Origin of the sequence: Pseudomonas sp. 67(2021) (assembly GCF_017491835.1) — a bacterium.
GTDB lineage: Bacteria > Pseudomonadota > Gammaproteobacteria > Pseudomonadales > Pseudomonadaceae > Aquipseudomonas > Aquipseudomonas atacamensis.
Genome location: NZ_JAFGYL010000011.1, coordinates 78,390 through 103,677, shown reverse-complemented (window position 1 = coordinate 103,677; position 25,288 = coordinate 78,390). Strand labels below are relative to the sequence as shown.

The 25,288-nt window shown below is 60.2% G+C and carries 22 protein-coding genes; 13 read left to right on the top strand and 9 right to left on the bottom strand.

Annotation, left to right across the window (positions count from 1 at the left end; translation table 11 throughout):
* The first annotated feature begins 191 nt into the window (after positions 1-191).
* From tcyJ to J5M66_RS15365, 12 genes are all read left to right on the top strand, one after another.
* On the top strand, positions 192-992 hold the full coding sequence (gene tcyJ / locus J5M66_RS15420; RefSeq protein WP_016772199.1) for a cystine ABC transporter substrate-binding protein: 801 nt from the start codon (positions 192-194) through the stop codon (positions 990-992).
* Positions 992-1,657, top strand: coding sequence for a cystine ABC transporter permease (tcyL, locus tag J5M66_RS15415; RefSeq protein ID WP_016772200.1), 666 nt, complete (start codon positions 992-994; stop codon positions 1,655-1,657). Before tcyJ ends, tcyL begins: the two co-directional genes overlap by 1 nt.
* A gap of 4 nt (positions 1,658-1,661) precedes the next feature.
* Positions 1,662-2,411 (top strand): L-cystine ABC transporter ATP-binding protein TcyN, encoded by a 750-nt coding sequence (gene tcyN / locus J5M66_RS15410; RefSeq protein ID WP_076565047.1) that lies wholly within the window; start codon positions 1,662-1,664, stop codon positions 2,409-2,411.
* Positions 2,412-2,873: 462 nt separating this feature from the next.
* A complete protein-coding gene (locus J5M66_RS15405; RefSeq protein WP_123444087.1) occupies positions 2,874-3,638 on the top strand; it encodes a hypothetical protein in 765 nt (254 codons plus the stop codon).
* Between the two features lie 263 nt (positions 3,639-3,901).
* Positions 3,902-5,143: an SfnB family sulfur acquisition oxidoreductase gene (locus tag J5M66_RS15400; protein ID WP_207808039.1), complete on the top strand. Its 1,242-nt coding sequence runs from the start codon at positions 3,902-3,904 to the stop codon at positions 5,141-5,143.
* Between the two features lie 27 nt (positions 5,144-5,170).
* Entirely contained in the window at positions 5,171-6,364 is a 1,194-nt protein-coding gene (locus tag J5M66_RS15395) for an SfnB family sulfur acquisition oxidoreductase (RefSeq protein WP_206421248.1), read from the top strand.
* Complete coding sequence (locus J5M66_RS15390; RefSeq protein WP_207808041.1) at positions 6,364-7,722, top strand: LLM class flavin-dependent oxidoreductase; 1,359 nt, start codon at positions 6,364-6,366, stop codon at positions 7,720-7,722. The genes J5M66_RS15395 and J5M66_RS15390 overlap by 1 nt, the downstream gene beginning before the upstream one ends.
* 126 nt (positions 7,723-7,848) lie before the next feature.
* Entirely contained in the window at positions 7,849-8,658 is an 810-nt protein-coding gene (locus J5M66_RS15385) for a MetQ/NlpA family ABC transporter substrate-binding protein (RefSeq protein WP_207808042.1), read from the top strand.
* Positions 8,659-8,660: 2 nt separating this feature from the next.
* Positions 8,661-9,782: an ATP-binding cassette domain-containing protein gene (locus J5M66_RS15380; RefSeq protein ID WP_207808043.1), complete on the top strand. Its 1,122-nt coding sequence runs from the start codon at positions 8,661-8,663 to the stop codon at positions 9,780-9,782.
* A complete protein-coding gene (locus J5M66_RS15375; RefSeq protein ID WP_016772208.1) occupies positions 9,772-10,416 on the top strand; it encodes a methionine ABC transporter permease in 645 nt (214 codons plus the stop codon). The genes J5M66_RS15380 and J5M66_RS15375 overlap by 11 nt, the downstream gene beginning before the upstream one ends.
* 313 nt (positions 10,417-10,729) lie before the next feature.
* Positions 10,730-11,086: a hypothetical protein gene (locus tag J5M66_RS15370; protein ID WP_016772210.1), complete on the top strand. Its 357-nt coding sequence runs from the start codon at positions 10,730-10,732 to the stop codon at positions 11,084-11,086.
* A gap of 105 nt (positions 11,087-11,191) precedes the next feature.
* A complete protein-coding gene (locus tag J5M66_RS15365) occupies positions 11,192-11,818 on the top strand; it encodes a class I SAM-dependent methyltransferase (RefSeq protein ID WP_016772211.1) in 627 nt (208 codons plus the stop codon).
* A gap of 1 nt (position 11,819) precedes the next feature.
* On the opposite strand, the gene J5M66_RS15360 is transcribed toward J5M66_RS15365, so the two are convergent.
* From J5M66_RS15360 to J5M66_RS15345, 4 genes are all read right to left on the bottom strand, one after another.
* Positions 11,820-14,072, bottom strand: coding sequence for a glycoside hydrolase (locus J5M66_RS15360; RefSeq protein WP_207808045.1), 2,253 nt, complete (start codon positions 14,070-14,072; stop codon positions 11,820-11,822).
* Positions 14,073-14,161: 89 nt separating this feature from the next.
* Positions 14,162-17,224 carry an efflux RND transporter permease subunit gene (locus tag J5M66_RS15355; RefSeq protein ID WP_024011164.1) on the bottom strand — a complete coding sequence of 1,021 codons (3,063 nt, stop codon included), beginning with the start codon at positions 17,222-17,224 and terminating at the stop codon, positions 14,162-14,164.
* Positions 17,221-18,285 carry an efflux RND transporter periplasmic adaptor subunit gene (locus J5M66_RS15350; protein WP_024011163.1) on the bottom strand — a complete coding sequence of 355 codons (1,065 nt, stop codon included), beginning with the start codon at positions 18,283-18,285 and terminating at the stop codon, positions 17,221-17,223. Before J5M66_RS15350 ends, J5M66_RS15355 begins: the two co-directional genes overlap by 4 nt.
* A complete protein-coding gene (locus J5M66_RS15345; RefSeq protein WP_024011162.1) occupies positions 18,282-19,385 on the bottom strand; it encodes an efflux RND transporter periplasmic adaptor subunit in 1,104 nt (367 codons plus the stop codon). Before J5M66_RS15345 ends, J5M66_RS15350 begins: the two co-directional genes overlap by 4 nt.
* Positions 19,386-19,531: 146 nt before the next feature.
* Between J5M66_RS15345 and J5M66_RS15340 the strand changes: the two genes are divergently transcribed.
* Positions 19,532-20,692 (top strand): AAA family ATPase, encoded by a 1,161-nt coding sequence (locus tag J5M66_RS15340; RefSeq protein WP_122698835.1) that lies wholly within the window; start codon positions 19,532-19,534, stop codon positions 20,690-20,692.
* Positions 20,693-20,810: 118 nt separating this feature from the next.
* Here the strand turns inward: J5M66_RS15340 and J5M66_RS15335 are convergent, their stop codons facing one another.
* The 5 genes from J5M66_RS15335 to J5M66_RS15315 form a co-directional block, all read right to left on the bottom strand.
* Complete coding sequence (locus tag J5M66_RS15335) at positions 20,811-21,683, bottom strand: transporter substrate-binding domain-containing protein (protein ID WP_122611158.1); 873 nt, start codon at positions 21,681-21,683, stop codon at positions 20,811-20,813.
* Positions 21,680-22,462, bottom strand: coding sequence for an amino acid ABC transporter ATP-binding protein (locus tag J5M66_RS15330; RefSeq protein WP_110602233.1), 783 nt, complete (start codon positions 22,460-22,462; stop codon positions 21,680-21,682). Before J5M66_RS15330 ends, J5M66_RS15335 begins: the two co-directional genes overlap by 4 nt.
* Positions 22,459-23,118, bottom strand: a complete 660-nt coding sequence (locus tag J5M66_RS15325; RefSeq protein WP_122611160.1) for an amino acid ABC transporter permease — start codon at positions 23,116-23,118, stop codon at positions 22,459-22,461. Before J5M66_RS15325 ends, J5M66_RS15330 begins: the two co-directional genes overlap by 4 nt.
* Positions 23,099-23,764 (bottom strand): amino acid ABC transporter permease, encoded by a 666-nt coding sequence (locus tag J5M66_RS15320; protein ID WP_207808046.1) that lies wholly within the window; start codon positions 23,762-23,764, stop codon positions 23,099-23,101. The genes J5M66_RS15325 and J5M66_RS15320 overlap by 20 nt, the downstream gene beginning before the upstream one ends.
* Positions 23,765-24,349: 585 nt before the next feature.
* The gene (locus J5M66_RS15315; protein ID WP_016772222.1) at positions 24,350-25,147 is read right to left on the bottom strand and encodes a MetQ/NlpA family ABC transporter substrate-binding protein; all 798 of its coding nucleotides are present in this window, start codon (positions 25,145-25,147) and stop codon (positions 24,350-24,352) included.
* Positions 25,148-25,288: the final 141 nt, after the last annotated feature.

Here is a 25,288-nt window from a genome sequence, read left to right as displayed (position 1 = left end):
TATTCCAAAAAACCTTAAAAGAAACACAATCTAGTATTTTCAAGTCTAAAACAGACATCTTATAGTCTCGCCGCAGGCGAATTTCGGGCGAGACGCTTAAGCTGCTTTAAGGCAGGATAGCGCTGTCGTTCAAATCACCAATTTGCCTACATTCCTTAAGCGTCTTCCATAAGAAAACACAGGGGCTTGTCATGAATTTTTCCGCACTACGTCGCACTCTGCTGGTCGGTTCGCTGGGTCTGGCACTGAGCGCTGGCCTGATCGGTCAGGCAGTGGCCGGTGAGCAGTTGCAACAGATCAAGGACAAAGGCGTGCTCAACGTCGGCCTGGAAGGCACTTACCCACCGTTCAGCTACGTCGACGAGAACGGCAAGCTGTCCGGTTTCGAAGTGGAGCTGTCCGAAGCGCTGGCGCAAAAGCTCGGCGTCAAGGCCAAGATCCAGCCGACCAAATGGGACGGCATCCTCGCCGCACTTGAATCCAAGCGTCTGGATCTGGTGGTCAACCAAGTGACCATCTCCGACGAGCGCAAGAAGAAGTATGACTTCTCCGAACCGTACACCGTGTCCGGCATCCAGGCCCTCGTGCTGAAAAGCAAAGAGTCGGCGCTGAACATCAAGACTGCCGCTGACCTGTCCGGCAAGAAAGTCGGTGTCGGCCTGGGCACCAACTACGAGCAGTGGGTTCGCGCCAACGTGCCGGGTGCTGACGTGCGCACCTACGATGATGATCCGACCAAGTTCGCCGACCTCAACAACGGTCGTACCGATGCCATCCTGATCGACCGTCTGGCTGCCCTCGAATACGCCAAGAAAGCCCCGAAAACCGTAGCTGCCGGTGAGGCCTTCTCCCGTCAGGAATCCGGTATCGCCCTGCGCAAAGGCGAGCCGGAACTGCTGGCTGCGGTGAACAAGGCTCTGGATGAACTGCGTGCCGACGGCACCCTTGAGAAACTGTCGAAGAAGTACTTCAACGCAGACGTCACTAAATAATGGAAGAGGCTTTCCAACTCGCGCTGGATTCCGCGCCCTTTCTGTTGAAGGGCGCGTACTACACGGTAGTCCTCAGCCTCGGCGGGATGTTCTTCGGTCTGCTGCTGGGCTTCGGCCTCGCGCTGATGCGTCTGTCACGCTTCAAATCGGTCAGTTGGCTGGCCCGCATCTACGTGTCGTTCTTTCGCGGCACGCCGTTGCTGGTGCAGCTGTTCGTGATCTATTACGGCTTGCCGCAATTGGGCATGGAGCTTGATCCGCTGCCAGCAGCGCTGATCGGTTTCTCGCTGAACATGGCCGCCTACGCCTGTGAAATCCTCCGTGCCGCGATCGGTTCGATCGAACGCGGTCAGTGGGAAGCTGCTGCGAGTATCGGCATGACCCGCGCGCAGACCCTGCGCCGGGCCATCCTGCCGCAAGCGATGCGCACGGCCTTGCCGCCGCTGGGCAATAGCTTCATTTCGCTGGTCAAGGACACGGCGCTGGCCGCGACCATTCAGGTGCCGGAGCTGTTCCGTCAGGCGCAGCTGATTACCGCCCGGACTTTCGAAGTCTTCACCATGTATCTTGCCGCCGCGCTGATCTACTGGATTCTGGCCACGGTGCTTTCGCACTTGCAGAACAAGTTGGAAGAGCGGGTCAATCGGCACGACCAGGAGTCCTGACGCGATGATTGTCGTGGAAAAACTGACCAAGCAATTCAAGGGTCAGGTCGTGCTCAACGGCATCGACCTTGAGGTAAAGGAAGGCGAAGTCGTCGCGATCATCGGCCCCAGTGGCTCGGGGAAAACGACGTTCCTGCGTTGCCTGAATTTCCTCGAAGAACCCACCAGCGGCCGGATCAAGGTCGGCGATATCGAAATCGATACCAGCCGCCCGCTGAACCAGCAGCAGAGTCTGGTGCGCAACCTGCGCCAGCACGTCGGCTTCGTGTTCCAGAACTTCAACCTGTTCCCCCATCGCACCGCCCTGGAAAACGTTATCGAAGGCCCGATCGTGGTCAAGAAGATGCCGCGCGACCAGGCAGTTGCTCTGGGTAAAAAGCTGTTGACCAAAGTGGGGCTTGCCGGCAAAGAGGACGCCTATCCGCGCCGTCTCTCCGGTGGCCAGCAACAGCGCGTGGCGATTGCCCGGGCGCTGGCGATGGAGCCGGAAGTGATTCTGTTCGACGAACCGACTTCAGCGCTCGACCCGGAACTGGTCGGTGAAGTCCTGGCGACCATTCGCGGTCTTGCCGAAGAAAATCGCACCATGGTGATTGTCACCCACGAAATGGGTTTTGCCCGTGACGTGGCCAATCGCGTGGTGTTTTTCGACAAGGGCGTAATTGTTGAACAGGGTGAAGCCAAGGCACTGTTTGCCAACCCGAAAGAAGAACGCACCAAACAGTTTCTCAGCAAGTTTCTGAATCACGCCTGAGAACTTTCTCAGCAATACCCCTCCACTTCCACGGATGGAAGTTACCTCTCCCCCGGCATTTCAATCTTTTCTACATTTGTTACTAGCGAGCGCAGATATATATTGCGCAACGGTTACGCGCACCTCCGAATCGTCATATTTTCATACGTTTGCCTGCGAACAAACCCGCGCAAAACCCTGCGCAATAGCCATTTATCTGTAGCTGGTTTCGCGCGTACCACTAGGCATATTGCCTAAGTGACGTAGGAGCTTTCTGATTAACTTGTAATTCACGCATTAACTAAGCCGCTCTATTGACACCCCTCTCCGCAGACTTTTATCTAGTCGGCAACCGGCGCCAATTAGTTCAAACAACTCGCACTAAAACCGAACAAATAGTTCTCGCTTTTATTGCCAGTTGATTCGCGTCTTTTTTGTTTTCCAGAAACGGATTTCGCTGCAAGACTTCAAGGAGAGAAACCGATGACCCGCACTTCGCATACACCCGAACTTGCAGCGCCAACGCTGGCATGCGCACAAAAAACCGGCATCAACCAGGCGACAGCGGCCCATCTGCTGATCGATGTACCGCCCTACCGCGACATGGACGTTGGCGATCTGATCGAACTGTTCTGGAACAAATGCTATGTCGCGTCAAAAGTCCTCAGCGCAGACGATGTGGGTGAGTCGGTCAGCCTGCGGGTGCCGGAGAGTTTCATCACCAATGGCACCGCGCGCATTCACTACCGCGTGATGCAGGTCGGCCAGGGTCCGGCACTGTCGGCGGCGACCCGGGTGCAGGTCAAACTCGATTGCCCCGGTGGCCAGCCCACTGGGCAGTGCGAAGACGAAAACCAGCAACTGGCACCAGTGATCATCCCCGAAGCGATTCGCCGTCAGGGCGTGAACCCCAGCCAGATCAAACGCGGCGTGCCGCTGACTATCGAGCCCTATCTGAACATGGCAGAAGACGACGCCATCACATTGCGCTGGGGTGATGTGCGCATGGATCTGGCGGCGGTCACTGCGGCCGATGTCGGGCTGCCGATTCAGGTCTGGGTGCCACCGGCGGTGATTGTCGAAGCGGGCGAAGACCTGCGGCTGGACGTGACGTACTGCATCCTCGACCGGGTCGGTAACAACTCGCGCTGGGCACCGCCGCGCACGTTGAAAATCGGTTGCGTGAATCCGTACGTAAAAGTCCCGTTGAAAACCGAATTAAAGGCCGCCGAATCACGCACCAAGTGAGACCTGCCCAAGGTGGGAGGTCAGTCGCCTCTCACCTGAAACTCGTTAACCAAGCCGAACATCCCCCCTTCTATGCATATTCCTAAAAGTTAGTTTATTTAATTTTTATACACGCTTAGGGTATATGAACCGGACCACCGGACATTCTTTCAATCGTCGCACTTCGCGGCGTTTTTCATGAGATGTGAGGTAGGTATGGTCCGGAACACAATCACCCCAGTGCAGATCGCCAGGGCATTGCGTGCAGCCAGGGAGCGGCACTGATGTCCAGTCTTGCAGATGCCAACGTGCAGTCCGATCTGGACATCGCCCCGCTGTTGTTGCCCGCGCAAGTACTGCGCAACGACGCTCAAGCGATCAAGGCCGCCCACGAGCTGGCGCAAGCCGCCCGTGTGCAGGCGGCCAAACGCGACCGGCAGCGCAAGCTGCCGTGGTCGGAAATTGAACAGTTCACCCGCAGCGGTCTGGGCAGCATTGCCATCCCGCGTGAGTACGGTGGCCCGCAGGTTTCCTTCGTCACGCTGGCCGAAGTATTCGCGATCATTTCTGCCGCCGACCCGGCGCTCGGGCAGATCCCGCAGAACCAGTTCGGCATCATCCATCTGCTGCTCGGCACCGCTACCGAAGCGCAGAAAAAGCAGCTGTTCCAGAGTGTTCTGGAAGGCTGGCGCATCGGCAATGCCGGCCCGGAACGTGGCACCAAAAACACCCTGGAACTGAAGGCGCGAATCAGTGCAGATGGCGACGACTACGTGATCAACGGCCAGAAGTTCTACTCCACCGGCGCGCTGTTTGCGCATTGGGTCGCGGTGAAAGCGCTCAACGATGACGGTAAACAGGTGCTGGCCTTCGTCCGGCGCGGCACGCCGGGTCTGCGCATCGTCGATGACTGGTCGGGCTTCGGCCAGCGCACCACCGCCAGCGGCACGATCCTGCTGAACAACGTGCGCGTCGAGTCGAGCCTGGTCATCGACAACTGGAAGATCAACGACAAGCCGAACACCCAGGGCGCAGTGTCGCAGCTGATTCAAGCGGCCATTGACGCCGGCATCGCCCGTGGCGCCATCGACGACGCCATCGACTTCGTCAAAACCCGCGCACGGCCATGGATCGACGCCAAGGTCGAGCGCGCCAGCGATGACCTCTACGTGATCGCCGATATCGGCAAACTGAAAATCGAACTGCACGCCGCCGAAGCGCTGCTGCGCAAGGCCGGAAAAGTGCTCGATGACGTCCACGCCGCGCCGCTGACTGCCGAATCCGCCGCACGCGCTTCGATCGCCGTGGCCGAAGCAAAAGTGCTGACCACCGAGATTTCGCTGCTGGCCAGCGAAAAGCTCTTCGAACTGGCCGGCAGCCGCGCGACCCTTGTCGAATTCAATCTCGACCGCCACTGGCGCAACGCCCGCGTGCACACCCTGCACGACCCGGTGCGCTGGAAATATCACGCGGTCGGCGCCTATCGCCTGAACGGCACTTTGCCGGCTCGCCATTCCTGGATCTGAGACGACCAGTCATCTGGAGAACCCCCTATGACGCTTTCCCATCACGTCGCGCTCATCACCAGCGATGAGCAAGCCCTGATCGTCGCCAGCGACCTGGCCGAAGATTTCAAACGCGACAGCGCCCTGCGCGACCGCGAACGCCGCCTGCCATTGGCCGAGCTGGAAGTGTTTTCCCGCTCCGGCCTGTGGGGCATCAGCGTGCCGAAAGAATATGGCGGCGCGGGCGTATCCAACATCACCCTGGCCAAAGTCATCGCCCTGATCGCGCAGGCGGACGGTTCGCTCGGGCAGATTCCGCAGAACCATTTCTACGCACTGGAAGTGCTGCGCGTGAATGGCAGCGATGAACAGAAAAAGCGCCTGTACGCCGAGGTCCTCGCCGGCCAGCGCTTTGGCAATGCCTTGGCAGAACTGGGCACCAGAACCGCTCACGACCGCGTCACCCGTCTCACCCGCGATGGTGATGGTTATCGCATCAACGGTCGCAAGTTCTACTCGACCGGGGCGATTTACGCGCAGCGCATTCCGACGTCGGTGGTCGATGAAAACGGCGTACAGCAACTGGCCTTCGTCCCGCGCGAGAGCAAGGGCCTGACGGTAATCGACGACTGGAGCGGCTTCGGCCAGCGCACCACTGGCAGCGGCTCGGTAGTGTTCGAAGATGTGTATGTAGCGGCGGAAGACGTGCTGCCGTTCCAGAGCGCTTTCGAGCGCCCGACCACGGTCGGCCCGCTGGCGCAGATTCTCCACGCCGCCATCGACACCGGCATTGCCCGCGCTGCTTACGAAGACGCCTTGCATTTCGTGCGCAGCAAGACCCGTCCGTGGATCGATTCCGGCAACGACACGGCCACCGAAGATCCGCTGACATTGAAGAGCTTCGGCCACTTGAGCATTCGGCTGCACGCCACCGAAGCCTTGCTCGAACGTGCCGGCGAAATCCTCGATGCCGCGCAAGCCGAAACCAACGCGGAAACCGTCGCCGCCGCGTCGATCGCGGTTGCCGAGGCGCGGGCGATCAGCACGGAAATTTCCCTCGCCGCCGGCAGCACGCTGTTCGAACTGGCCGGCAGCCAGGCGACGCTGAGTGAACACGGCCTCGACCGGCACTGGCGCAACGCGCGCGTGCACACCCTGCACGACCCGGTGCGCTGGAAATATCACGCCGTGGGCAATTACTACCTCAACGATGAAAACCCTCCGCTGCGAGGGACGATCTGATGACTGCTGCGAAAAAGAAAATTTTGCTCAACGCGTTCAACATGAACTGCGTCGGCCACATCAATCACGGCCTCTGGACGCATCCGCGCGACACCTCGACCCGCTACAACACGATCGAGTACTGGACCGAACTGGCGCAGTTGCTTGAGCGTGGATTGTTCGATGGCTTGTTCATCGCTGACATCGTCGGCGTCTACGACGTCTATCAGAACTCGGTGGACGTCACGCTGAAAGAGTCGATCCAGTTGCCGGTCAACGATCCGCTGCTGCTGGTTTCAGCGATGGCCGCCGTCACCAGAAACCTCGGCTTTGGCCTCACCGCCAATCTCACTTACGAGCCGCCGTATCTGTTCGCCCGACGCATGTCGACGCTCGATCATTTGAGTCGCGGCCGCGTTGGCTGGAACATCGTCACCGGTTACCTGGACAGCGCCGCCAAAGCCATGGGGCTGCGCGAACAGGTCGAACATGACCGCCGCTACGACCAGGCCGAAGAATATCTGCAGGTCTTGTACAAGCTCTGGGAAGGCAGCTGGGAGAACGGCGCGGTGCGCAACGATCGCGAGCAGCGCATCTACGCCAACCCGGACAAAGTGCACAAGGTCGAGCACCAGGGCGAGTTCTATCAGGTCGCGGGTTATCACCTCTGCGAGCCGTCACCGCAGCGCACGCCGGTGCTGTTTCAGGCCGGTAGCTCCGACCGCGGCTTGCTGTTTGCCGGGCGTCATGCCGAGTGCGTGTTCATCAGCGGCCAGAACAAACCATCGACCAAAGTGCAGGTCGACAAGGTCCGCGCCAGCGCCGTCGAAGCCGGGCGCAATCCTGAAGACATCAAGGTGTTCATGGGCCTCAACGTGATCGTCGGCGCCACCGCAGAAGCAGCGTGGGCCAAGCATGCCGAATACCTGAGCTATGCCAGCGCCGAGGCCGGCGTGGCGCATTTTTCCGCGTCTACCGGCATCGACTTTGCCCAGTACGAAATCGACGAACCGATCCAGTACGTGAAGAGCAATGCGATTCAGTCGGCGACGAAAAACCTGCAGAACAACGACTGGACCCGGCGCAAATTGCTCGACCAGCACGCCCTCGGCGGCCGTTACATCACCGTGGTCGGTTCGCCCGAGCAAGTGGCGGATGAACTCGAATCGTGGATCGCCGAGACCGGTCTGGACGGCTTCAACCTGACCCGCATCGTCACCCCGGAAAGCTATGTCGATTTCATCGAACTGGTGATTCCCGAGTTGCAGCGGCGCGGCTCGTACAAGACTGCGTATGACAGCGGCAGCTTGCGCGAGAAATTGTTTCACGGTGAGGCGCAGTTGCCTGAACAACATACCGGCTCTTCGTACCGACGCTAAAAGCATCGCTGGCAAGCCAGCTCCCACAAGGGTCTGCGGCGCACACAAAACCTGTGGGAGCTGGCTTGCCAGCGATGAGGCCACAACAGACACCACAAATCTTATGCACTGACTGGAAAAACCACCATGACCAAAAAAACCCTGTCCCACCCAGTCAAAGCACTGGCCCTGGCCTTCGGCCTGTTCAGCTCGGCTATCTTCGCCGCCGACGCCCCGTTGAAAATCGGTACCACCGCCGCTTTCGCCATTCCGCTGGAAGCCGCCGTCGAGGAAGCTTCCAAACAAGGCCTGAAAGTCGAGCTGGTGGAATTCACCGACTGGATCGCGCCCAACGTCAGCCTCGCCGCTGGCGACATTGATGTGAATTATTTCCAGCACATCCCGTTCCTGGAAAACGCCAAAGCCGCGTCCGGTTTCGATCTGGTGCCGTTCGCACCCGGGATCATCAACAACGTCGGCCTGTATTCGAAGAAATACAAAAGCTTCGATGAACTGCCCGAAGGCGCCAGCGTTGCCATCGCCAACGACCCGATCAACAGCGGTCGCGGTCTGCAATTGCTCGCCAAGGCCGGTTTGATCACCCTGAAACCCGGCGTCGGCTACAAGGCTACCGAGGACGACATCGTCGCCAATCCGAAGAACATCAGGATTCTGCAGGTCGAAGCCGTGCAACTGGTGCGCGCTTATGACGACGCTGATCTGGTCCAGGGTTATCCAGCCTACATCCGTCTGGCGAAGACCTTCGATGCCGGCTCGCCGCTGCTGTTCGACGGCCTCGATCACAAGGAATACGTGATCCAGTTCGTCATCCAGCCGAAGAGCAAAACCGACCCGCGCCTGATCAAGTTCGTCGACATCTATCAGCATTCACCGGCCGTTCGCGCGGCGCTGGACAAGGCCCACGGCAAGCTCTATCAGGCCGGTTGGGAAAGCTGAACATGACTGCGGCGATCCAACGGCGACTGGAGCTTCCAGAGCCACACAATGCTGAAAAAACCGAGCTGCACCCCGAGTTGAATCGCGCCCACGTACGCTTTATCGGCGTGGGCAAAGCCTACGACGGCCGGCAAGGTCCGGTCGCGGCCTTGCAGGGCATCGACCTGGCGATTCAGCGTGGTGAAGTGTTCGGCATCATCGGCCGCAGCGGCGCCGGCAAGTCGTCGCTGATCCGCACGATCAATCGCCTGGAACAGCCAACGTCGGGGCGGGTGCTGATCGATCAGGTCGACATTGGCGAGTTCGATGAAGACCGCCTCGTCGCCCTGCGCCGGCGCATTGGCATGATCTTCCAGCACTTCAATCTGATGTCGGCCAAGACCGTCTGGCAGAACGTCGAGTTGCCGCTGAAAGTCGCCGGCGTGCCGAAGGAGCAGCGCGACAACAAGGTTCGCGAACTGCTCGAACTGGTCGGCCTGCAAAGCAAGCACAAGGCCTATCCGGCGCAACTCTCAGGCGGGCAGAAACAGCGTGTCGGCATTGCCCGCGCGCTGGTGCATGACCCGGACATTCTGCTCTGCGATGAGGCGACATCGGCGCTGGATCCGGAGACCACGCAGTCGATCCTCGGCCTGTTGCGCGAGATCAACAAACGCCTGGGCCTGACCATTGTGCTGATCACTCACGAAATGGCAGTGATCCGCGAGATCTGCGATCGCGTCGTCGTGCTTGAGCATGGCCATGTGGTCGAGCAAGGGCCGGTGTGGCAAGTGTTCGGCAATCCGCAACACGCAGTCAGCCAGACCTTGCTCGCGCCGCTGCAACACGCCTTGCCGGAAGAACTGCAAAGCCGATTGCAGGCGCAATCCACGGCTTCAAATGCAGCGGTGGTGTTGCGTTTGCAGTTCACCGGCAGTGCCGCTGATGAGCCGGATCTGGCCGCGTTGTTTGCGGCGTTGGGTGGTCAAGTGAAGCTGCTTCAGGGCGGCGTGGAAAGGATTCAGGGTCACGCGCTGGGGCAGCTGTTGCTGGCCGTCAGCGGCTCGGCGTACAGCGCCGAGCAATTGCGCGAGCGCGCCGGGCAGTGGGCGCAACGAGTGGAGGTATTGGGCTATGTGGTTTGATCGCTTGCTGCAGGGTTTTATCGACACCTTCCTGATGGTCGGCGTGTCGTCGCTGATCGCGCTGCTGGCGGGGATTCCCATGGCGGTGATTCTGGTCACCAGTGACAAGGGCGGGATCTATGAGGCGCCGCTGTTGAACCGTGCGCTGGGTGCATTCGTCAATCTGTTCCGCTCGATCCCGTTCCTGATCCTGATGGTTGCGCTGATTCCGTTCACCCGCCTGATCGTCGGCACTACCTATGGCGTGTGGGCCGCTGTGGTGCCGCTGACAATCGCCGCAACGCCGTTCTTCGCGCGGATCGCCGAAGTGAGTCTTCGCGAGGTCGATCATGGTCTGATCGAAGCCGCACAGGCCATGGGTTGCCGGCGCTGGCATATCGTCTGGCATGTGCTGCTGCCCGAGGCGCTGCCGGGGATTGTCGGCGGTTTCACCATCACCCTGGTGACGATGATCAATTCGTCGGCCATGGCTGGGGCAATTGGTGCTGGTGGGCTGGGGGATATCGCTTATCGCTACGGTTATCAGCGCTTCGATAGCCAGATCATGTTGACGGTGATCGTCTTGCTGGTGGCGCTGGTGGCGGTGATTCAGTTGGGTGGCGACAGGCTGGCGCGGGGGCTGAATAAGCGCTAAGGTCGATGGCGGCAGGTGGCCATCAACCTGGCCCATGTGATCGCAGTATTTTGGGCAACGCCCTTCGCAAAAATCAGATGCTTCCTACACCACTTTTGTCGTTTCGCCAGCCTGAAGCACGCGGGTTTGCAGGACGATTCCTAGAATAATTTGCCCGCTTGTACCCGAAATATCCTGTAGCTAATCTCCGGTCGTCACTGTTTTGCGGTGACTGGATTCAGTTGTCCGGCCGGCAACTGATCCGCGTGCAGCCGCCGTCCTGCTCGTTTAGTCGCGAAATGGTTGGCTCCCACTTGAAGTCAGGAGTTTACCCATGGAAAAGAAACTTGCCGATCCGCCACTCAGCCTTACCTCAAGCAAGCGGTTCACCGAGGATTTGCTCAAGGATCGCTCTGCACTGTGCCGCGCCGTCGACTCACATCTGGCCGGCAATCAGGTCACGTTGGCTGGACAGAAACGCGTCTACAGTATCAGCGAAGATGTGACGCTGGAGGACGCCCAACTGTATGTTGCCGATCTGCTGCGCTGCGCTTCGGTGACCGTCCATCAATGCGGTGACCAGCTCGGGGGCGCGGATCGGGCCATGGTGTTCTCGGTCTGGCATCTGCTGGAAATGGCCAAGGCGATGATGGACCGCTCGATCGATTGTCTGGGAGCCAAGCAGCACTGAAGCCTGGCACCCATTGCCGCCTGCACTGGCCCCAGCGCAGGCGGCGTTTTTTTGCCGGTGAAAAAGCTTATAGTCCGCCCTCACACCGCCAATACAGCATCGATCATGAAGCAAACGCCCAGCGACCTCGAACAGATCACCGCCACTACCCTCGGTCACTACAACTCGGTGGCTGAGGATTTCCGCGAAGGCACTCGCGACCACGATGTCAGCCAGAACATCGAGGCCTTGCTGCGCCACATTCACGGTGAAGCACCCTTCTCGATTCTCGATTTCGGCTGCGGTCCGGGCCGGGATTTGCAAACCTTCACGCGCATGGGCCACGTCGCGATCGGCCTTGATGGCTCACAGGAATTCGCGCGCATGGCCCGCCAGGACAGCGGTTGCGAAGTCTGGCAGCAGGACTTTCTCAAGCTTGATCTGCCGGCCGAGCGCTTCGACGGCATCTTCGCCAATGCCGTGCTGTTTCATGTGCCGTTGCAGGTGTTGCCGCAAGTGCTACGGCAACTGCACGGCACCTTGAAACCGGGTGGCGCGCTGTTCAGTTCCAATCCGCGTGGCGACAACCAAGAGGGCTGGAACGGGCCGCGCTATGGCTCGTATCACGATCTCGAGGCCTGGCGCGGGTTGCTGACGGCGGCGGGTTTTGTCGAGCTGGAGCATTATTACCGGCCTGCGGGGTTGCCGCGCGAACAGCAGCCGTGGCTGGCGAGCGTGTGGCGCAAAGTCTGAATCAGCGCGCCGCTTGTACCTGATACTGGCTGTCGCTGCCGTCCGCAAATAGTGCAGTCATGCTGTGTCCCGGTAACGTCCGGCCCTGCCAGTTGCGTGGAGCGGCGTCGAAATTGGCCAGCAGTCGCGTGCCGTCGGCAAACGTCGTCTGCTGGAACAGGCGATCCTCGCTCAACCAGTCAAAAGCGGTCAGCGCTTGCGTCGCCAGACGTTCGTGCAGCGGACGAAAGAAACGATCCTGACGCACGATCAACGGCAAGCGCTGATCAAGGCTGGCCGCACTCAGGTGGTACAGCGGCGGTACGTTGTAGAGCAACTGCGTGAGCTCGTTTTCCACCCGCACGTCGCTCAGTTTCAGGTTATCGAACAACCAGTGATGACTGGTGATGACAGAGCCGTGGAACACCGCCTGATACAACGGTAAACGGCTGGCGGGGGCGAAATGAACGCGTCGGTAGTCAGCCTTCAACCGGGTCGGTTTGAAGAACACCGCAGGCTGCTCCGGCGGATACCATTGGCCGACGAAAAAGTCCGCTGTGCCCGGCTGCTGCATGTCGCGATCGCCCCAGCCGATCACTGGCGTCTGCATGCCATGTGCGAACAAAACCCCCTGAGCGGTGGCGGCATTGCCATCCTCGGAGCCGCTCGGCAGCTGCAACACCTCGTTGATCCAGCGCGATGCTGCAACATTGCCCGCGGCATTCTGCGCCTGGGTCATCGGTGCGCCGGGACGATAACTGTCAAAGAGCATCCCAGCGGCATAGGCATCGAGAAACCAGCTGTTGAACCCGGCAACCTTCTGGATTGCATCGATGCGCCGCTCAAGCAACGGTCGCACACATCGCGGATCGGTATAGTGACCGGACTGCTGAAACCCGCTTTTCAGCGCACCGTTTTGCTCCACGATCGCACACTCGGTATTGGCCCGATCGCCGAGGTGCGCGGTGGTCCAGTCCGGATTTTCGTCCTCGCGCAACGCGGTTTCGTAGGAGTCATAGGGGGCAATCAGATACCCCGCAGAGACGGCGGCGCGCACCGCCTCCGGGTGCCAGAGTCCACCTTCCCAGCCCTCGCCGAGCCCAAGCCATAAACGCGAAAGTCCAGCGCTCTGCAAGCGTTCAATGGTTCGCCGCGACAAGGTGCGCCCCCAGCGCGCAGGATCAGGCGCCAGCGTACCCTTCAGAACATCGGCCAGCTGCTCGCGCACCTCAGCGTACCCGTTGACCAGCGCCTGCATGTCCGGCACCGCACGCGCCTGCCAGGTTTTGCGCGCCTGAACGTTCAGCGCGCGATTGAGACTGCGCAGCATCACAGTCTGCTGATAGCGATTGAGTACGGTCTCGCTGGCGAGCAACCGCAGCGCTTCAGGATCCATCGCTGCCCGAAGTTCACTGACCAGCACACCCGAGCCGCGCAACCGGGCAATCAGCAGCGGCCAGTTGCGCACATCGTCAGGGCCGAGCAGGTCGTTGCCCCATAGATAGACATGCGCGGCACCGATCAGCTTGGCGGTTTGCGGGGTCTTGATCAGCTTGTTCGCCAAGGTTTCAAATTGATCGCTATCGATGAGCCACTGCTTGTAGCGCTTGGCCCCAGCCAAGGAATCGAGAGTCCCGAGAAACAGGCTGAAGGTCAGCGGTTTTGAGGGTTCAAGCGATGTGAATCGATGCCGGGCCGACAGCCCCAGCGCATCGCCATTGGCCTTGAAGCGCAGTTGGTTGTTGTAAGGATTGGTCAGCAACCAGTGCAGGCTGAACTTCTCGTACTCCATCCCCCAAAGCGGCAGGCTCAAGTCCTGGGTGGTATCGAGCGCGCCCTGCGCGAGCAGGAACTTCTGCCACACCCGGTCACCGCGCGGCACGTAGCGCCCTTCGGCAAGCGGCCAGATCAGCGCCTGGCCCATTGCACTGGCGGGCTGATGAATAAACTCGATCTGCGAGGGCGAGCTAGCCGTAATCGAAAACGTCAGGTCACGCTGATTCAGGTCAACACTGAGCAACCAGCGCCCATCGTCCCATTGCCAATCGATGCGATTGCCGCGCCTGACCATGTCGCTGACCTTGTGCCGCAGCACACCGGCCGAGGCCTGCACCGGCGCAGCGCCGGCAGCTTCAACGCGCACCGCCAGCGTCGCAGGATCGACCTGCACCCGCCAAAGCTGGTTTTCCAGCAGCACTTCGGCCAGTAGTGCCGGCGACAGGCTCAAGCCAGCGAGCAGCAACCATCCGCGTAACCAGCCGGAAACAGTCGACATGGCACGTCCCTCTTCGAATGAAGAAGGGACGTTAGCGCAGTCAGCTCACCCTGTAAGTCAGACCTTTCCCAAAGATCGCAGGGGCTAGCTCACTGCGCCGGCTTTTCATCCTTCTGCGGTTCGCGAATCTTGTACCAGGCCACATACAGCGCCGGCAGAAACAGCAGCGTCAGCAGCGTCGCCACGACGATGCCGCCAATCATCGCGTAGGCCATCGGCCCCCAGAACACTTCGCGGGCGATCGGGATCATGCCCATGCTCGCCGCCGCTGCGGTCAGCAGGATCGGCCGGCGTCGGTGTTCGGTCGCTTCCACGACTGCATCCCACGGCGCATAGCCTTTCTGCTCGAACTCATCGATCTGCGTCACCAGAATCACCGAGTTGCGGATGATGATGCCGATCAGCGCGAGAATCCCGAGGATCGCCACGAAGCCCATCGGCGTGCCCGTCGGCACCAGCGCCAGGACCACGCCGATCAACCCCAGCGGCGCAACACTGGCGACCAGGAACATCTTCTGCACGCTGTGCAACTGAATCATCAGGAACGTCGCCATGAGGAACAGCATCAGCGGCAGCACCTTGGCAATCGGCCCCTGGGCCTTGCCGCTTTCCTCGACCGTACCGCCGGTGGCGACCTTGTAGCCGACCGGCAGCTTCGAGGCAAAAGCGTCGATCGACGGCTTGAGCAATTTCACCAGATCGGTCGGCTGAATCTCGTCACGCACCGAGGCCTTGATGGTGATGGTCGGCAAGCGGTCACGACGCCACACCAACGGCTGTTCCAGTTCATAGCGCACGGTGGCGAACGCCAGCAGCGGAATCGAGGTGCCGCTCGGCGTGACGATCTGCAGGTTCTGCAGGGTTTCCGGCGTGCCGCGTTCGGAATCCACCGCGCGACCGACCACGTTGATCAGGTAGATATCGTCATCGACCTGGGTCAACGGCGAGCCGCTGACAATGCTGTTCATCAGGTTGGCCACATCTTCTGAGGACAGCCCGAGTTGCCGCGCCTTGTCCTGGGCGATGTCGATGCGCAGGACTTTGCCCGGCTCGTTCCAGTCGTAGATGATCTCGCCGATGTGCGGGTTCTTGTCCAGTTCAGTGGCCAGGTCGATGGCATGTTTGCGCACCTGATCGACATCTTTGCCGCTGACTCGATACTGAATCGGACGCCCCACCGGCGGGCCCATTTCCAGAGCCTGCACGTAGCTGCCGATGCCGACGAAGTCTTTGTGCAACCGTTCGCGCAGGCGCTGGCTGAGTGCCTCGCGGGCTTCGAAGTCCTTGCTGACGATCACCAGTTGCGCGTAGTACGGGTTCTGCAATTGCTGGTCCAGCGGCAGGTAGAAACGGATCGCGCCCTGACCGATGTAAGTGCTCCAGCGCACGATGTCCGGGTCGCCCTTGAGCGTCGCTTCGAGCTTGTCCACCGCTTTGCGGGTTTCATCGATGGAGGCGTTTTGCGGCAGGTTCAGGTCGACCAGAATTTCCGGACGGTCCGAAGCGGGGAAGAACTGGTTCTGCACGAAACGCATGCAGAACACCGCCAGCACGAACAACAGCACAGTGACGCCGATCGCCCACCAACGATTTCGCATGGCCCACAACAGACCACCGTTGAACGCCCGGCCAACACGACCCGGCTCGGCATCGTGGGCTTTCACCTTGTCGCTGAGGATGTGCACGCCGATCACTGGTGCGAAGAACACCGCGACCACCCACGAGACGATCATCGCCACCGCGATCACCGCGAACAGCGTGAACGTATATTCACCCGCCGAACTGGCGTTGAGGCCGATGGGCACAAAACCGGCGACAGTCACCAGCGTACCGGTAAGCATCGGGAATGCCGTCGAGGTGTAGGCGAACGTCGCCGCCTGCTCCTTGCTCTCGCCCATTTCCAGCCGCGTAACCATCATTTCCACGGTGATCATCGCGTCGTCCACCAGCAGGCCGAGGGCAATGATCAGCGCGCCGAGGGAAATCCGCTGCATGGTGATGCCGCTGTATTCCATGAACACGAAGACCATGGCCAGCACCAGCGGAATCGAGCAGGCCACCACCAGACCGGCGCGCACGCCGAGGCTGATGAAACTCACCACCAGCACGATGATGACCGCTTCGAACAGCGCGCTGGTGAAACCGCCGACGGCCTCTTCCACCACCACCGCCTGATCGGAAACGGTGTGCACGCCGACGCCGACAGGCAAGTCAGCGGTGAGCTGGTCGATGCGCTCGTGCAGCGCCTTTCCGAATTCCTGAACGTTGCCGCCCTTCTGCATGGCAATCGCCAGGCCGATCGCCGGTTTGCCGTCGAAGCGGAATTCCGGTGTCGCCGGATCGACGTAGCCACGGCTGATCTCGGCGATGTCGGCCAGACGATAGAAGCGATCATTGAGTTTGAGATTGACCTCGGCCAGATCCTTCTCCGACTCGAACTGGCCCGAGGTGCGCACGGAGATCCGCTCCGGCCCCGCCTCGATCACCCCGGCCGGAGTCACCGCGTTCTGCGATTGCAGGCTCTGCACCACCTGGCGCTGGTCGATACCCAGTGCGGCGAGTTTGCGCGTGGAGAAATTCAGGTAAATCGTTTCGTCCTGCTGGCCGACCATTTCGATCTTGCCCAGCCCCGGCACGCTGCGGATTTCTGCGCGCGCCTGTTCCACGTAATCGCGCAACTGGCGCATGGTCAGGCCATCGGCGGTGAAGGCGTAGACCGAGCCGTACACGTCACCGAACTCATCATTGAATCCCGGCCCCTGAATGCCCTGGGGAAACTGGCCGCGAATATCGTCGATCTTCTTGCGCACCTGGTACCAGATTTGCGGAATGTCCTCAGCGCTGGTGGTGTCGCGCAGGTACACGTAAACCGTCGATTCGCCGGGGCGGGTGTAGCTTTTCACGTAGTCGAGGGAATCGAGCTCTTCGAGTTTTTTCTCGATGCGGTCGGTGACCTGCTTGAGGGTTTCTTCCTGGGTCGCGCCCGGCCATTTGGTCTGGATCACCATGGTCTTGATGGTGAACGACGGGTCCTCTTCGCGGCCGAGATTGAAGTACGAAAACACCCCCATCAGCAGCCCGACGAACATCAGGTACCACACGAAAGACTGGTGCTTGAGGGCCCATTCGGAGAGGTTGAAAGAGCCTTTCATTGACTGTCCTCGTCAAGTTTTACCGATTGTCCGGGTTTGAGACTGTTGACGCCGGCGCTGACCACGCGCTCGCCATTCTGCACGCCACCGGCCAGCACCACGCTGTTGTCGCCACGGCTGACTACGCTGACGTCGCGCGGGTTGACGGTTTTGTTCTGCGTGTCGATCACCCAGATGCGGGTTTTGCCGTCGATTTCCTGCAACGCCGTCAGCGGCAGTTCGATGCGCGGTTTGATCGCAGAGCTGAGGGTCACGCTGATCGCGGTGCCGAGGCGGAAACCGTCCGGCGTTTCCGACAGGGTCAGGCGCGCGCGACGGGTGCGTGTGGCGCTTTGTGCCTGGGGTTCGATCTCGCGGATGATCGCCGTGGTGTTGATGCTCGGGTCGAGCTGCGCAGCCACCGAGAACACCACGTCGCTGGGCAACTGATCGACCAGGGTATCGGGCAGATCGATCACCGCTTCCTTGATGTCCGGTTGCGCCAGCGTCACCACTTGTTGCCCGGCAGTTACCACTTGCCCGGCTTCGGCGTTCCACGCGGTGACCACGGCTTTGTGATCGGAGCGCAGCTCGGTGTAGCTCAGTTGATCCTTGCTCTGGCTGACCGCCGCGCGTGCCTGATCAAGCGAGGCCTGAGTGGTTTTCAGATCGGTATTGGCGACGTCCAGTTGCGCCTGCGCACCGACGCCGCGATCGAACAGCGCTTGCTGACGACGTGCATTGGCCTGGGCGTTGATCAGTTGCGCCTGGATTCTCGCCAGATCGCCCTGCGCCGAACGTAACTGGTTCTGCTGGTCGGACGGATCGAGGGTGGCAAGCAACGTGCCCTTCTGCACCTCGGCGCCGACATCGACGTTGCGACTGGCGATGCGTCCACCGACGCGGAAACCGGTGTTGCTCTCGTAACGCGCCTGAATGCTGCCGGCAAAGCGCCCGAGACTTTCTTCGTTCAGCGCTTTGACCGTGACCGACAGCACCGGACGTACCGGTTCCGGCGGCGTTTCCTTTTCCGAACAAGCGCCCAGCAGCAGCGCCATGCACAACAGGCCGAGGCGCTTCATGGCTGCGCTCCCGGTTGCAGATCCTTGTAGGTGTTTTCGGCAATCTCGACTTTCATGCCGGGGTGCAGCAACTGGCCGCCGGCGACAATGACTTTCTCGCCGCCCTTGAGACCTTCGCTGATGATCACTTTGCCGGTCAGGTAGCGACCGACCGTGACCGTATGCAACTGCGCCTCGCCCTTGTCATCGACCAGCCATACCGCCGGGTCGCTGATGTTTTTCGTCAGCGCCGACCAGGGCAGTTCCACCGCCGATTTGCCGGTGCCCTTGGCGGTGGCACTGACCACCGAACCGAGCTGCATGCCCGGCGGCAGCTTGTCGAGGCTGACCTTGACCTGCACGGTGCCCGATTGCGCCGACACCGATGGCGTGATCTCACGCACGGTGCCGGTGGTTTTGATCTCGGGGTTGTCGAGCAGGCTGACTACGATCGAGCGATCGGACGGCCGCTCGGCCAGCAGCGATTCATAGACATTGAACACCGCGTCGCGGTCGCCATCGCGGGCGAGGCTGAAAATCGGCGCGGTGGCCTGCACCACTTGGCCGACTTCGGCCTGGCGCTCGGTGATCACCCCGGGTGCATCGGCGATCAGCGCGGTGTAGCTGAGCTGGTCCTTGGCGTTGGCCAGCTGCGCCTGCGCCGCGCTCAATGCGCTCTGGCTGCTGCGCAGCGCGGCTTGTGCCGAATCGTATTCGCTCTGGCTGGTGTAACCCTTGGGCAGGAGTTTTTGCTGACGGACGAACGCTGCTGCTGCCTGCTTCACGCGGGCCTGTTCGGCGACGACCTGGGCCTGAGCGGAATCGACGTTGGTCTGCAAATCTTTCGGATCGAGTTTGGCCAGCACCTGCTTGGCGGTGACGCGGTCGCCGACATCGACCATGCGCTGGATGATCTTGCCGCCGACGCGGAATGACAACTGGGTCTGCACCCGCGCCTGCACATCACCGGTGAGGGTCACCGCGGCGGCGTAGTTGGCCGGTTCGACCTCTTGCACAAAGACCCGTGGCAAGTATTCCTGAGCAGGTTTCTTGTCGCCGCATGCGGTGAGCAACGCCATGGCGCTCACGGCCATCAGCACTTTCAATCCGGGACCCGCCATGCACACTCCTTGGCCTTAAATGCTGCTGTCGAGACGATACGACTTCAGAGCTTAGAACAGGGTTCCACGGTTGCGGGCGCCAACACCAGATTTATCTCATTAAAGGTATGCTGCCCGCGTATCGCAGTGACCCGGAGAAGGATTTCATGCTCAACACCCTGGCGGTGGCCAATTACCGCTCAATCAACAAATTGGTGATTCCGCTCGGGCGCCTGAACCTGATTACCGGGCCCAACGGCAGCGGCAAGTCCAACCTCTACCGCGCCTTGCGCCTGCTGGCGGAAACCGCCCAGGGCGGCGTGGTCAATGCGCTGGCGCGTGAAGGCGGGCTGGACTCGACGTTCTGGGCCGGACCGGAAACCATCAGTCGACGCATGCGCAACGGTGAGGTGGCGATCGAGCCGACGGTGCGCCACGGCGCCAAGCGCTTGCGACTGGGATTCGCCGGCGAGGATTTCAGCTACGCCATCGGCCTGGGCCTGCCGGAGCCGAGCACTTCATGCTTTGCCCTCGACCCGGAAATCAAGCGGGAATGCATCTGGGCCGGCCCGGTGTTCCGCCCGGCGAGCCTGCTGGTCGATCGCAACGGTCCGATGATCCGCGCCCGCGAAGGTCGCGCCTGGGATGTGCTGGCGCAACACACGCCGAACTTCGACAGCCTGTTCGACCAGGTCGGCAATCTGCGCAGCTCGCCGGAAGTATTCCAGATGCGCGAATTCATCCGCCGCTGGCGCTTTTATGATCACTTTCGCAGCGATGCCGACGCGCCGGTGCGTCAGCCGCAACTGGGCACTCGCACGCCGGTGCTGCACCACGACGGCCGCGATCTGGCGGCGGCCTTGCAGACGATTATCGAGATTGGCGATCCGCAGGCGTTAACAGCGGCGATCAGCGATGCGTTTCCCGGCGCGCGACTGAAAATCGCGCCGTTGGCCGGTGGACGCTTCGCTATCGAGTTTTATCAGGAAGGCTTGTTGCGGCCATTGTCGGCGGCGGAATTGTCAGACGGAACCTTGCGCTATCTGCTGCTGGTTGCGGCGTTGCTGACACCGCGACCGCCGACACTAATGGTGCTCAACGAACCGGAAACCAGCCTGCACCCAGACCTGCTGCCGGCGCTGGCGCGGCTGATCATTCGCGCTTCGGAGCAGTGTCAGGTGTGGGTGGTGTCGCATGCACGGCGACTGATCTCGGCGTTGCAGGAAGACCCGGAATGCAACTGCATCGTGCTGGAGAAGACGCTGGGCCAGACCGGGATCGTGGGGCAGCGGGTGCTGGATGAGCCGGCGTGGCATTGGCCAGACTAGCCCATTCGATCGTTCCCACGCTCTGCGTGGGAATGCAGCCCGTGACGCTCTGCGTCACTGGACGCGGAGCGTCCCTGGAGGCATTCCCACGCAGAGCGTGGGAACGATCAACAGGCAATCACCCCTGCCACTTGCCCCCTTCAACAATCACACTCTCAGGCCGGGTGTCATCACTCAGTTCTTTGCGCACATATTGGTCATACAGCTTGAGCAGGTACTTCTCCTCGCCCAATTTGGCCAATTCGCTGTTGACCCAATCACGCAACTCGAGATTGCCCTTTTTCACTGCCGGCGCAATCGGCGCCTCGGCTCCGAGCTTTTCCTCGAGCACGCGATAGCCCGGGTTCTGCTTGGCCCAGCTGAACAGCACCAGATTGTCCTGCGCGTAAGCATCGCCACGACCATTGGCCAGGGCTTGCAGCGACTCGGAGTTTTTCTCGAACTTGAGCAGTTTCCAGTCCGGGTGGTTTTTGGTCAGCCAGATATCCGCGGTGGTGCCGGTGGTGACAATCGTGGTGCGCGTCGCCAGATCATCCAGTTTTTTCACTGAACTGCCCTGCGGCACCAGCGCCTGCACGGCCACCTTGAGGTTCGGGTTGGTGAATTCCACCGCTTCCTTGCGTTCCGGGGTGACGGTCATGTTGGCGAGGATCAGGTCGACCTTGTCGCTCTGCAAAAATGGAATGCGACTGGCCGGCTCGACGGCGACGAACTCGACCTTGTTTTCGTCGCCGAGCAGATCCTTGGCGAAGCGCCGGCCAATGTCGGTGTCGAAGCCGACGTAGCGCCCGGCCTCATCGACGAAACCGAACGGGGGCTTGTCGGTAAATACACCAACGATCAATTTGTCGCGGGCCTTGATCTTGTCCAGATAACCCGAGGGCGCGGGGCTTTCGCTGGCGACTTTCGGCTTTGGTGGCTCTTCGGTCTTACCGCAACCGGCAAGCAAGGCGAGGCTGAGCAGGGGCAGTAACAAAGCGGCAGTTTTCATAGCAGTTCCAGTTCCTTTTTCGGATTCGATTCTGGCGATGTGGCAACGAAGGAGAACTTCTCCAGAAACTGCTGCGCGCGTGCGGTTTGCGGGTTCGTAAAGAAAATCTCGGGTGGGGATTGTTCGAGGATGCGCCCGGCATCCATGAACACGATGCGGTCGGCCACCGCGCGGGCGAAGGCCATTTCGTGAGTGACGATCAGCAGGGTCATGCCTTCGCGAGCCAGACCCTGAATGACTTGCAGCACTTCCTTGACCATTTCCGGGTCGAGGGCGGCGGTGACTTCGTCGAAGAGCATGACCCGTGGATTCATGCACAGCGAGCGAACAATGGCGATGCGTTGCTGCTGGCCGCCGGAGAGCTCACGCGGGAAAGCATCGCGCTTGTCCAGCAGGCCAACACGCTCAAGCAGGGCTTCAGCCTGCTGTTGCGCTTCGCGGCGCTGACGCTTCTGCACCTTGAGCGGGCCGAGCAGCAGATTGTCGAGCACGCTCATATGCGGGAACAGGTGATAACTCTGGAACACCATGCCGATCTGCTGGCGAATTTCGCGCCAGTCAGTGGCCTTGTCCAACAGCTCTCGGTCGAGGAATTTCAGGCTGCCGCTGTGGGCCTCTTCCAGACCATTGAGGCAACGCAGCAAAGTACTTTTGCCGCAACCGCTGGGACCAAGAATGACGAGTACTTCGCCGCTCTGCACTTGCAGGTCAATGCCGTCGAGCACCTGCTGCGCGCCATAGAATTTGTTGAACCCGTGAAACTTGATCAGTGCGCTCATGCTTGCGTCCAGCGCCGCTCCAGCACGCGCGAAGCGGCCGAAAGCGGGTAGCAGATGAAAAAGAAAAACAGGAACAGCGCACCGTAAATCAGTACCGATTCGTAGGTGCGCTCGATGATCTGCTGACCGACCTTGATCACATCTACGACGCCGATCAGTACCGCCAGGGAACTGGTCTTGATGATCCGCGTATAAACATTGATGGTCGGCGGCGTCATGCGCTTGAGCGCTTGCGGCAGCAGCACGTAGCCATAGAGTTGGGCCGCATTGAGGCCGATCGACAGCCCCGCTTCACGCTGTCCGCGCGGCAACGAATGCAGCGCACCGCGCGCTACCTCGCCAACTTCGCTGGCGCCCCACAGCGACAGCACCAGCACCGCGCACCAGAAGCTCGGCAGGCTCAGACCGAAGAAAATCGGCAGACCGAAGAACAGCAGATACAACCAGACCAGCACCGGAATTGCCCGGAACAGCTCCAGATACATACGCAAAACCGCGTTCAACCACGTTACGTTCAAAGTGCGCAGAACACCGTAGAGCACACCGCCGATCGTGCTGATGGCGATGCTCAGAAACGAGATCGACAACGTTTGCCCGGCGCCTTTTGCCAGTTGCGGCAACGACACCCACAGCAGTTCAAGGCCCGAACTGGCCATGCTGGAGCCTCCTTTCCAGACGGCTGAGCAACAGCGACAGCGGCAAGAACAGCAGCACGCAGATCAGCGTCAGCACGGCGAGCATTTCGTAGGTTTTGTAGTAGAGCGCGATATAGCTCTTGGTGGTGTAGAGGATTTCCGGCACCGCCACGGCCGAAACCACGGTGGTTTCCTTGAGCAGGAAGATGAAATTGGCGAACAGCGACGGCAGGCTGAGGATGCCCGCCTGCGGCAGGATCACATAGCGCAGCAACTGGCCGTGGGACAGGCCAATCGACCGCCCGGATTCCAGTTGTGCCTGGGGCACCGCATCGACGCCGGCGCGCAGCACTTCGGTGAGGTAGGCGCCGCCGAGAAAAGTCATGGTGATGATTGCCGCAGTGAAACCGGAAACCCGGATCCCCACTGCCGGCAACGCGAAGTAGACGAAGAACAGCTGAATCAGCAACGGCGTGTTGCGCGCCAGCTCTACGTAGAGGCCGACCATTTTCTGCAGGTATGGCGTGCGAAACACCAGAATCGTCGCGTTGAGCAGCGCCACCAGCAGCGAAGTGGCGATCGCAATCAAACCGACCTGCAGAGTCACGCCGACGGCTTTGAGAAAAGCCGGCAGAGTGCTGAGGATAAAGGCGTAGTCGAAAGTCATGAAGCGTCCTGACGCTGCTTGGTAAGCGGCGATGATGCAATCCATGGACGGCGGATGGCCGTCCGGCAGGCACTGACTTTATAGGTATAAAAACCATAATTTAAATACCTTTAAAGCATATTGATATCACCCAAAAAACTATCCTGTGGATTTGCCGGGAAGGAATAAGACGGCTATTTTTCTTTGCGCTGTAGGACGGATCTTTTTTCCACGAAAGACCTCCAAGGAACCACAGCTTTTGGCCAGACTCTCCGGCCCATTCACCACAAGGAAGAAAGACATGGACGTAAAAGTGCCGCAGCGGCTGGATCCGCAGGACATCGTGAAATTGCTCAGGGCGTTGCGCCGGGCGTTGAAGACGCAGGTGGGCTGAGCCTTTGATCGTTCCCACGCGCAGCAAAGGAATGCAGCCCGGGGCGCTCCGCGTCCCATTAAGAGCCGAACGCGGAGCGTCCGATGAGGCATTCCCACGCAGAGCGTGGGAACGATCTTTTCAACGGCTTGAAACGCACACACAAAAACGCCGATGACCATCACTGGCCATCGGCGTTTTCATGTCTGAAGCGGATTTACTCAAGCGTCAGATCAGAACGCCGGCAACACCGCGCCGCTGTACTTCTTCTCGATGAAGGCTTTGACTTCCGGGCTGGTCAGGGCCTTGGCCAGTTTCTGGATCGCGTCGCTGTTCTTGTTGTCCTCACGGGCAACCAGGAAGTTCACGTATGGCGAGTCAGCGCCTTCGATCACCAGCGCATCTTTCTGCGGGTTCAGCTTGGCTTCCAGCGCGTAGTTGGTGTTGATCATGTCCAGATCAACTTCCTTCAGCACGCGCGGCAGCAGGGCCGATTCGAGTTCCTTGAACTTGAAGTTATGCGGGTTCTTGGCGATGTCTTTCGGCGTTGCCAGAGCGTTTTTCGGATCTTTCAGTTCGATCAGGCCGGCCTTCTGCAGCAGGATCAGGGCGCGGCCGCTGTTGCTGCCTTCGTTGGGGATGGCGATGGTTGCGCCGTCCGGCAGTTCAGCCAGGGTCTTGTACTTGCTCGAGTAGCCACCGAACGGTTCAACGTGGACGCCCTGCACGGTCACCAGATATTTGGATTTGTCGTCCTTGTATTTGCCCTGGTTGAAGCTGTTCAGGTACGGCAGGGTCTGGAAGTAGTTGGCGTCCAGACGCTTCTCGCCGACCTGTACGTTCGGTTGCACATAGTCGGTGAAAACCTTGATTTCCAGATCCACGCCCTCTTTGGCCAGGGTCGGTTTGATCAGCTCAAGGATTTCAGCGTGGGGCACCGGCGTTGCGGCAACTACCAGTTTCTCGCCGGCGTTGGCGAAAGAAGCCGTCAGAGCAGCCGCCAATGCGGTAAACAACAGAACCTTTTTCATGCAGTGTCCTTATCGAAAATCACGGTCGTCATCGACGACGGCATTTAATACGTGTGCCAGTGAAGTGATATCGCTGGCGTGAGGCGGACAATACCCGGATTTTTTATTCCCGGACAATAACGTTTATTCAGCTTCATATTC

Excerpts from the sequence above, each read along its gene's own strand:
- J5M66_RS15370 (WP_016772210.1), top strand. The coding sequence starts at position 10,730 with ATGGAAAAGAAACTTGCCGATCCGCCACTCAGCCTTACCTCAAGCAAG.
- J5M66_RS15380 (WP_207808043.1), top strand. The coding sequence starts at position 8,661 with ATGACTGCGGCGATCCAACGGCGACTGGAGCTTCCAGAGCCACACAAT.
- J5M66_RS15375 (WP_016772208.1), top strand. The coding sequence starts at position 9,772 with ATGTGGTTTGATCGCTTGCTGCAGGGTTTTATCGACACCTTCCTGATG.
- tcyN (WP_076565047.1), top strand. The coding sequence starts at position 1,662 with ATGATTGTCGTGGAAAAACTGACCAAGCAATTCAAGGGTCAGGTCGTG.
- tcyJ (WP_016772199.1), top strand. The coding sequence starts at position 192 with ATGAATTTTTCCGCACTACGTCGCACTCTGCTGGTCGGTTCGCTGGGT.
- J5M66_RS15390 (WP_207808041.1), top strand. The coding sequence starts at position 6,364 with ATGACTGCTGCGAAAAAGAAAATTTTGCTCAACGCGTTCAACATGAAC.
- J5M66_RS15340 (WP_122698835.1), top strand. The coding sequence starts at position 19,532 with ATGCTCAACACCCTGGCGGTGGCCAATTACCGCTCAATCAACAAATTG.
- J5M66_RS15400 (WP_207808039.1), top strand. The coding sequence starts at position 3,902 with ATGTCCAGTCTTGCAGATGCCAACGTGCAGTCCGATCTGGACATCGCC.
- J5M66_RS15330 (WP_110602233.1), bottom strand. The coding sequence starts at position 22,462 with ATGAGCGCACTGATCAAGTTTCACGGGTTCAACAAATTCTATGGCGCG.
- J5M66_RS15355 (WP_024011164.1), bottom strand. The coding sequence starts at position 17,224 with ATGAAAGGCTCTTTCAACCTCTCCGAATGGGCCCTCAAGCACCAGTCT.
- J5M66_RS15325 (WP_122611160.1), bottom strand. The coding sequence starts at position 23,118 with ATGGCCAGTTCGGGCCTTGAACTGCTGTGGGTGTCGTTGCCGCAACTG.
- J5M66_RS15335 (WP_122611158.1), bottom strand. The coding sequence starts at position 21,683 with ATGAAAACTGCCGCTTTGTTACTGCCCCTGCTCAGCCTCGCCTTGCTT.
- J5M66_RS15395 (WP_206421248.1), top strand. The coding sequence starts at position 5,171 with ATGACGCTTTCCCATCACGTCGCGCTCATCACCAGCGATGAGCAAGCC.
- J5M66_RS15350 (WP_024011163.1), bottom strand. The coding sequence starts at position 18,285 with ATGAAGCGCCTCGGCCTGTTGTGCATGGCGCTGCTGCTGGGCGCTTGT.
- J5M66_RS15320 (WP_207808046.1), bottom strand. The coding sequence starts at position 23,764 with ATGACTTTCGACTACGCCTTTATCCTCAGCACTCTGCCGGCTTTTCTC.
- J5M66_RS15360 (WP_207808045.1), bottom strand. The coding sequence starts at position 14,072 with ATGTCGACTGTTTCCGGCTGGTTACGCGGATGGTTGCTGCTCGCTGGC.
- J5M66_RS15365 (WP_016772211.1), top strand. The coding sequence starts at position 11,192 with ATGAAGCAAACGCCCAGCGACCTCGAACAGATCACCGCCACTACCCTC.
- J5M66_RS15385 (WP_207808042.1), top strand. The coding sequence starts at position 7,849 with ATGACCAAAAAAACCCTGTCCCACCCAGTCAAAGCACTGGCCCTGGCC.
- J5M66_RS15405 (WP_123444087.1), top strand. The coding sequence starts at position 2,874 with ATGACCCGCACTTCGCATACACCCGAACTTGCAGCGCCAACGCTGGCA.
- J5M66_RS15315 (WP_016772222.1), bottom strand. The coding sequence starts at position 25,147 with ATGAAAAAGGTTCTGTTGTTTACCGCATTGGCGGCTGCTCTGACGGCT.
- J5M66_RS15345 (WP_024011162.1), bottom strand. The coding sequence starts at position 19,385 with ATGGCGGGTCCCGGATTGAAAGTGCTGATGGCCGTGAGCGCCATGGCG.
- tcyL (WP_016772200.1), top strand. The coding sequence starts at position 992 with ATGGAAGAGGCTTTCCAACTCGCGCTGGATTCCGCGCCCTTTCTGTTG.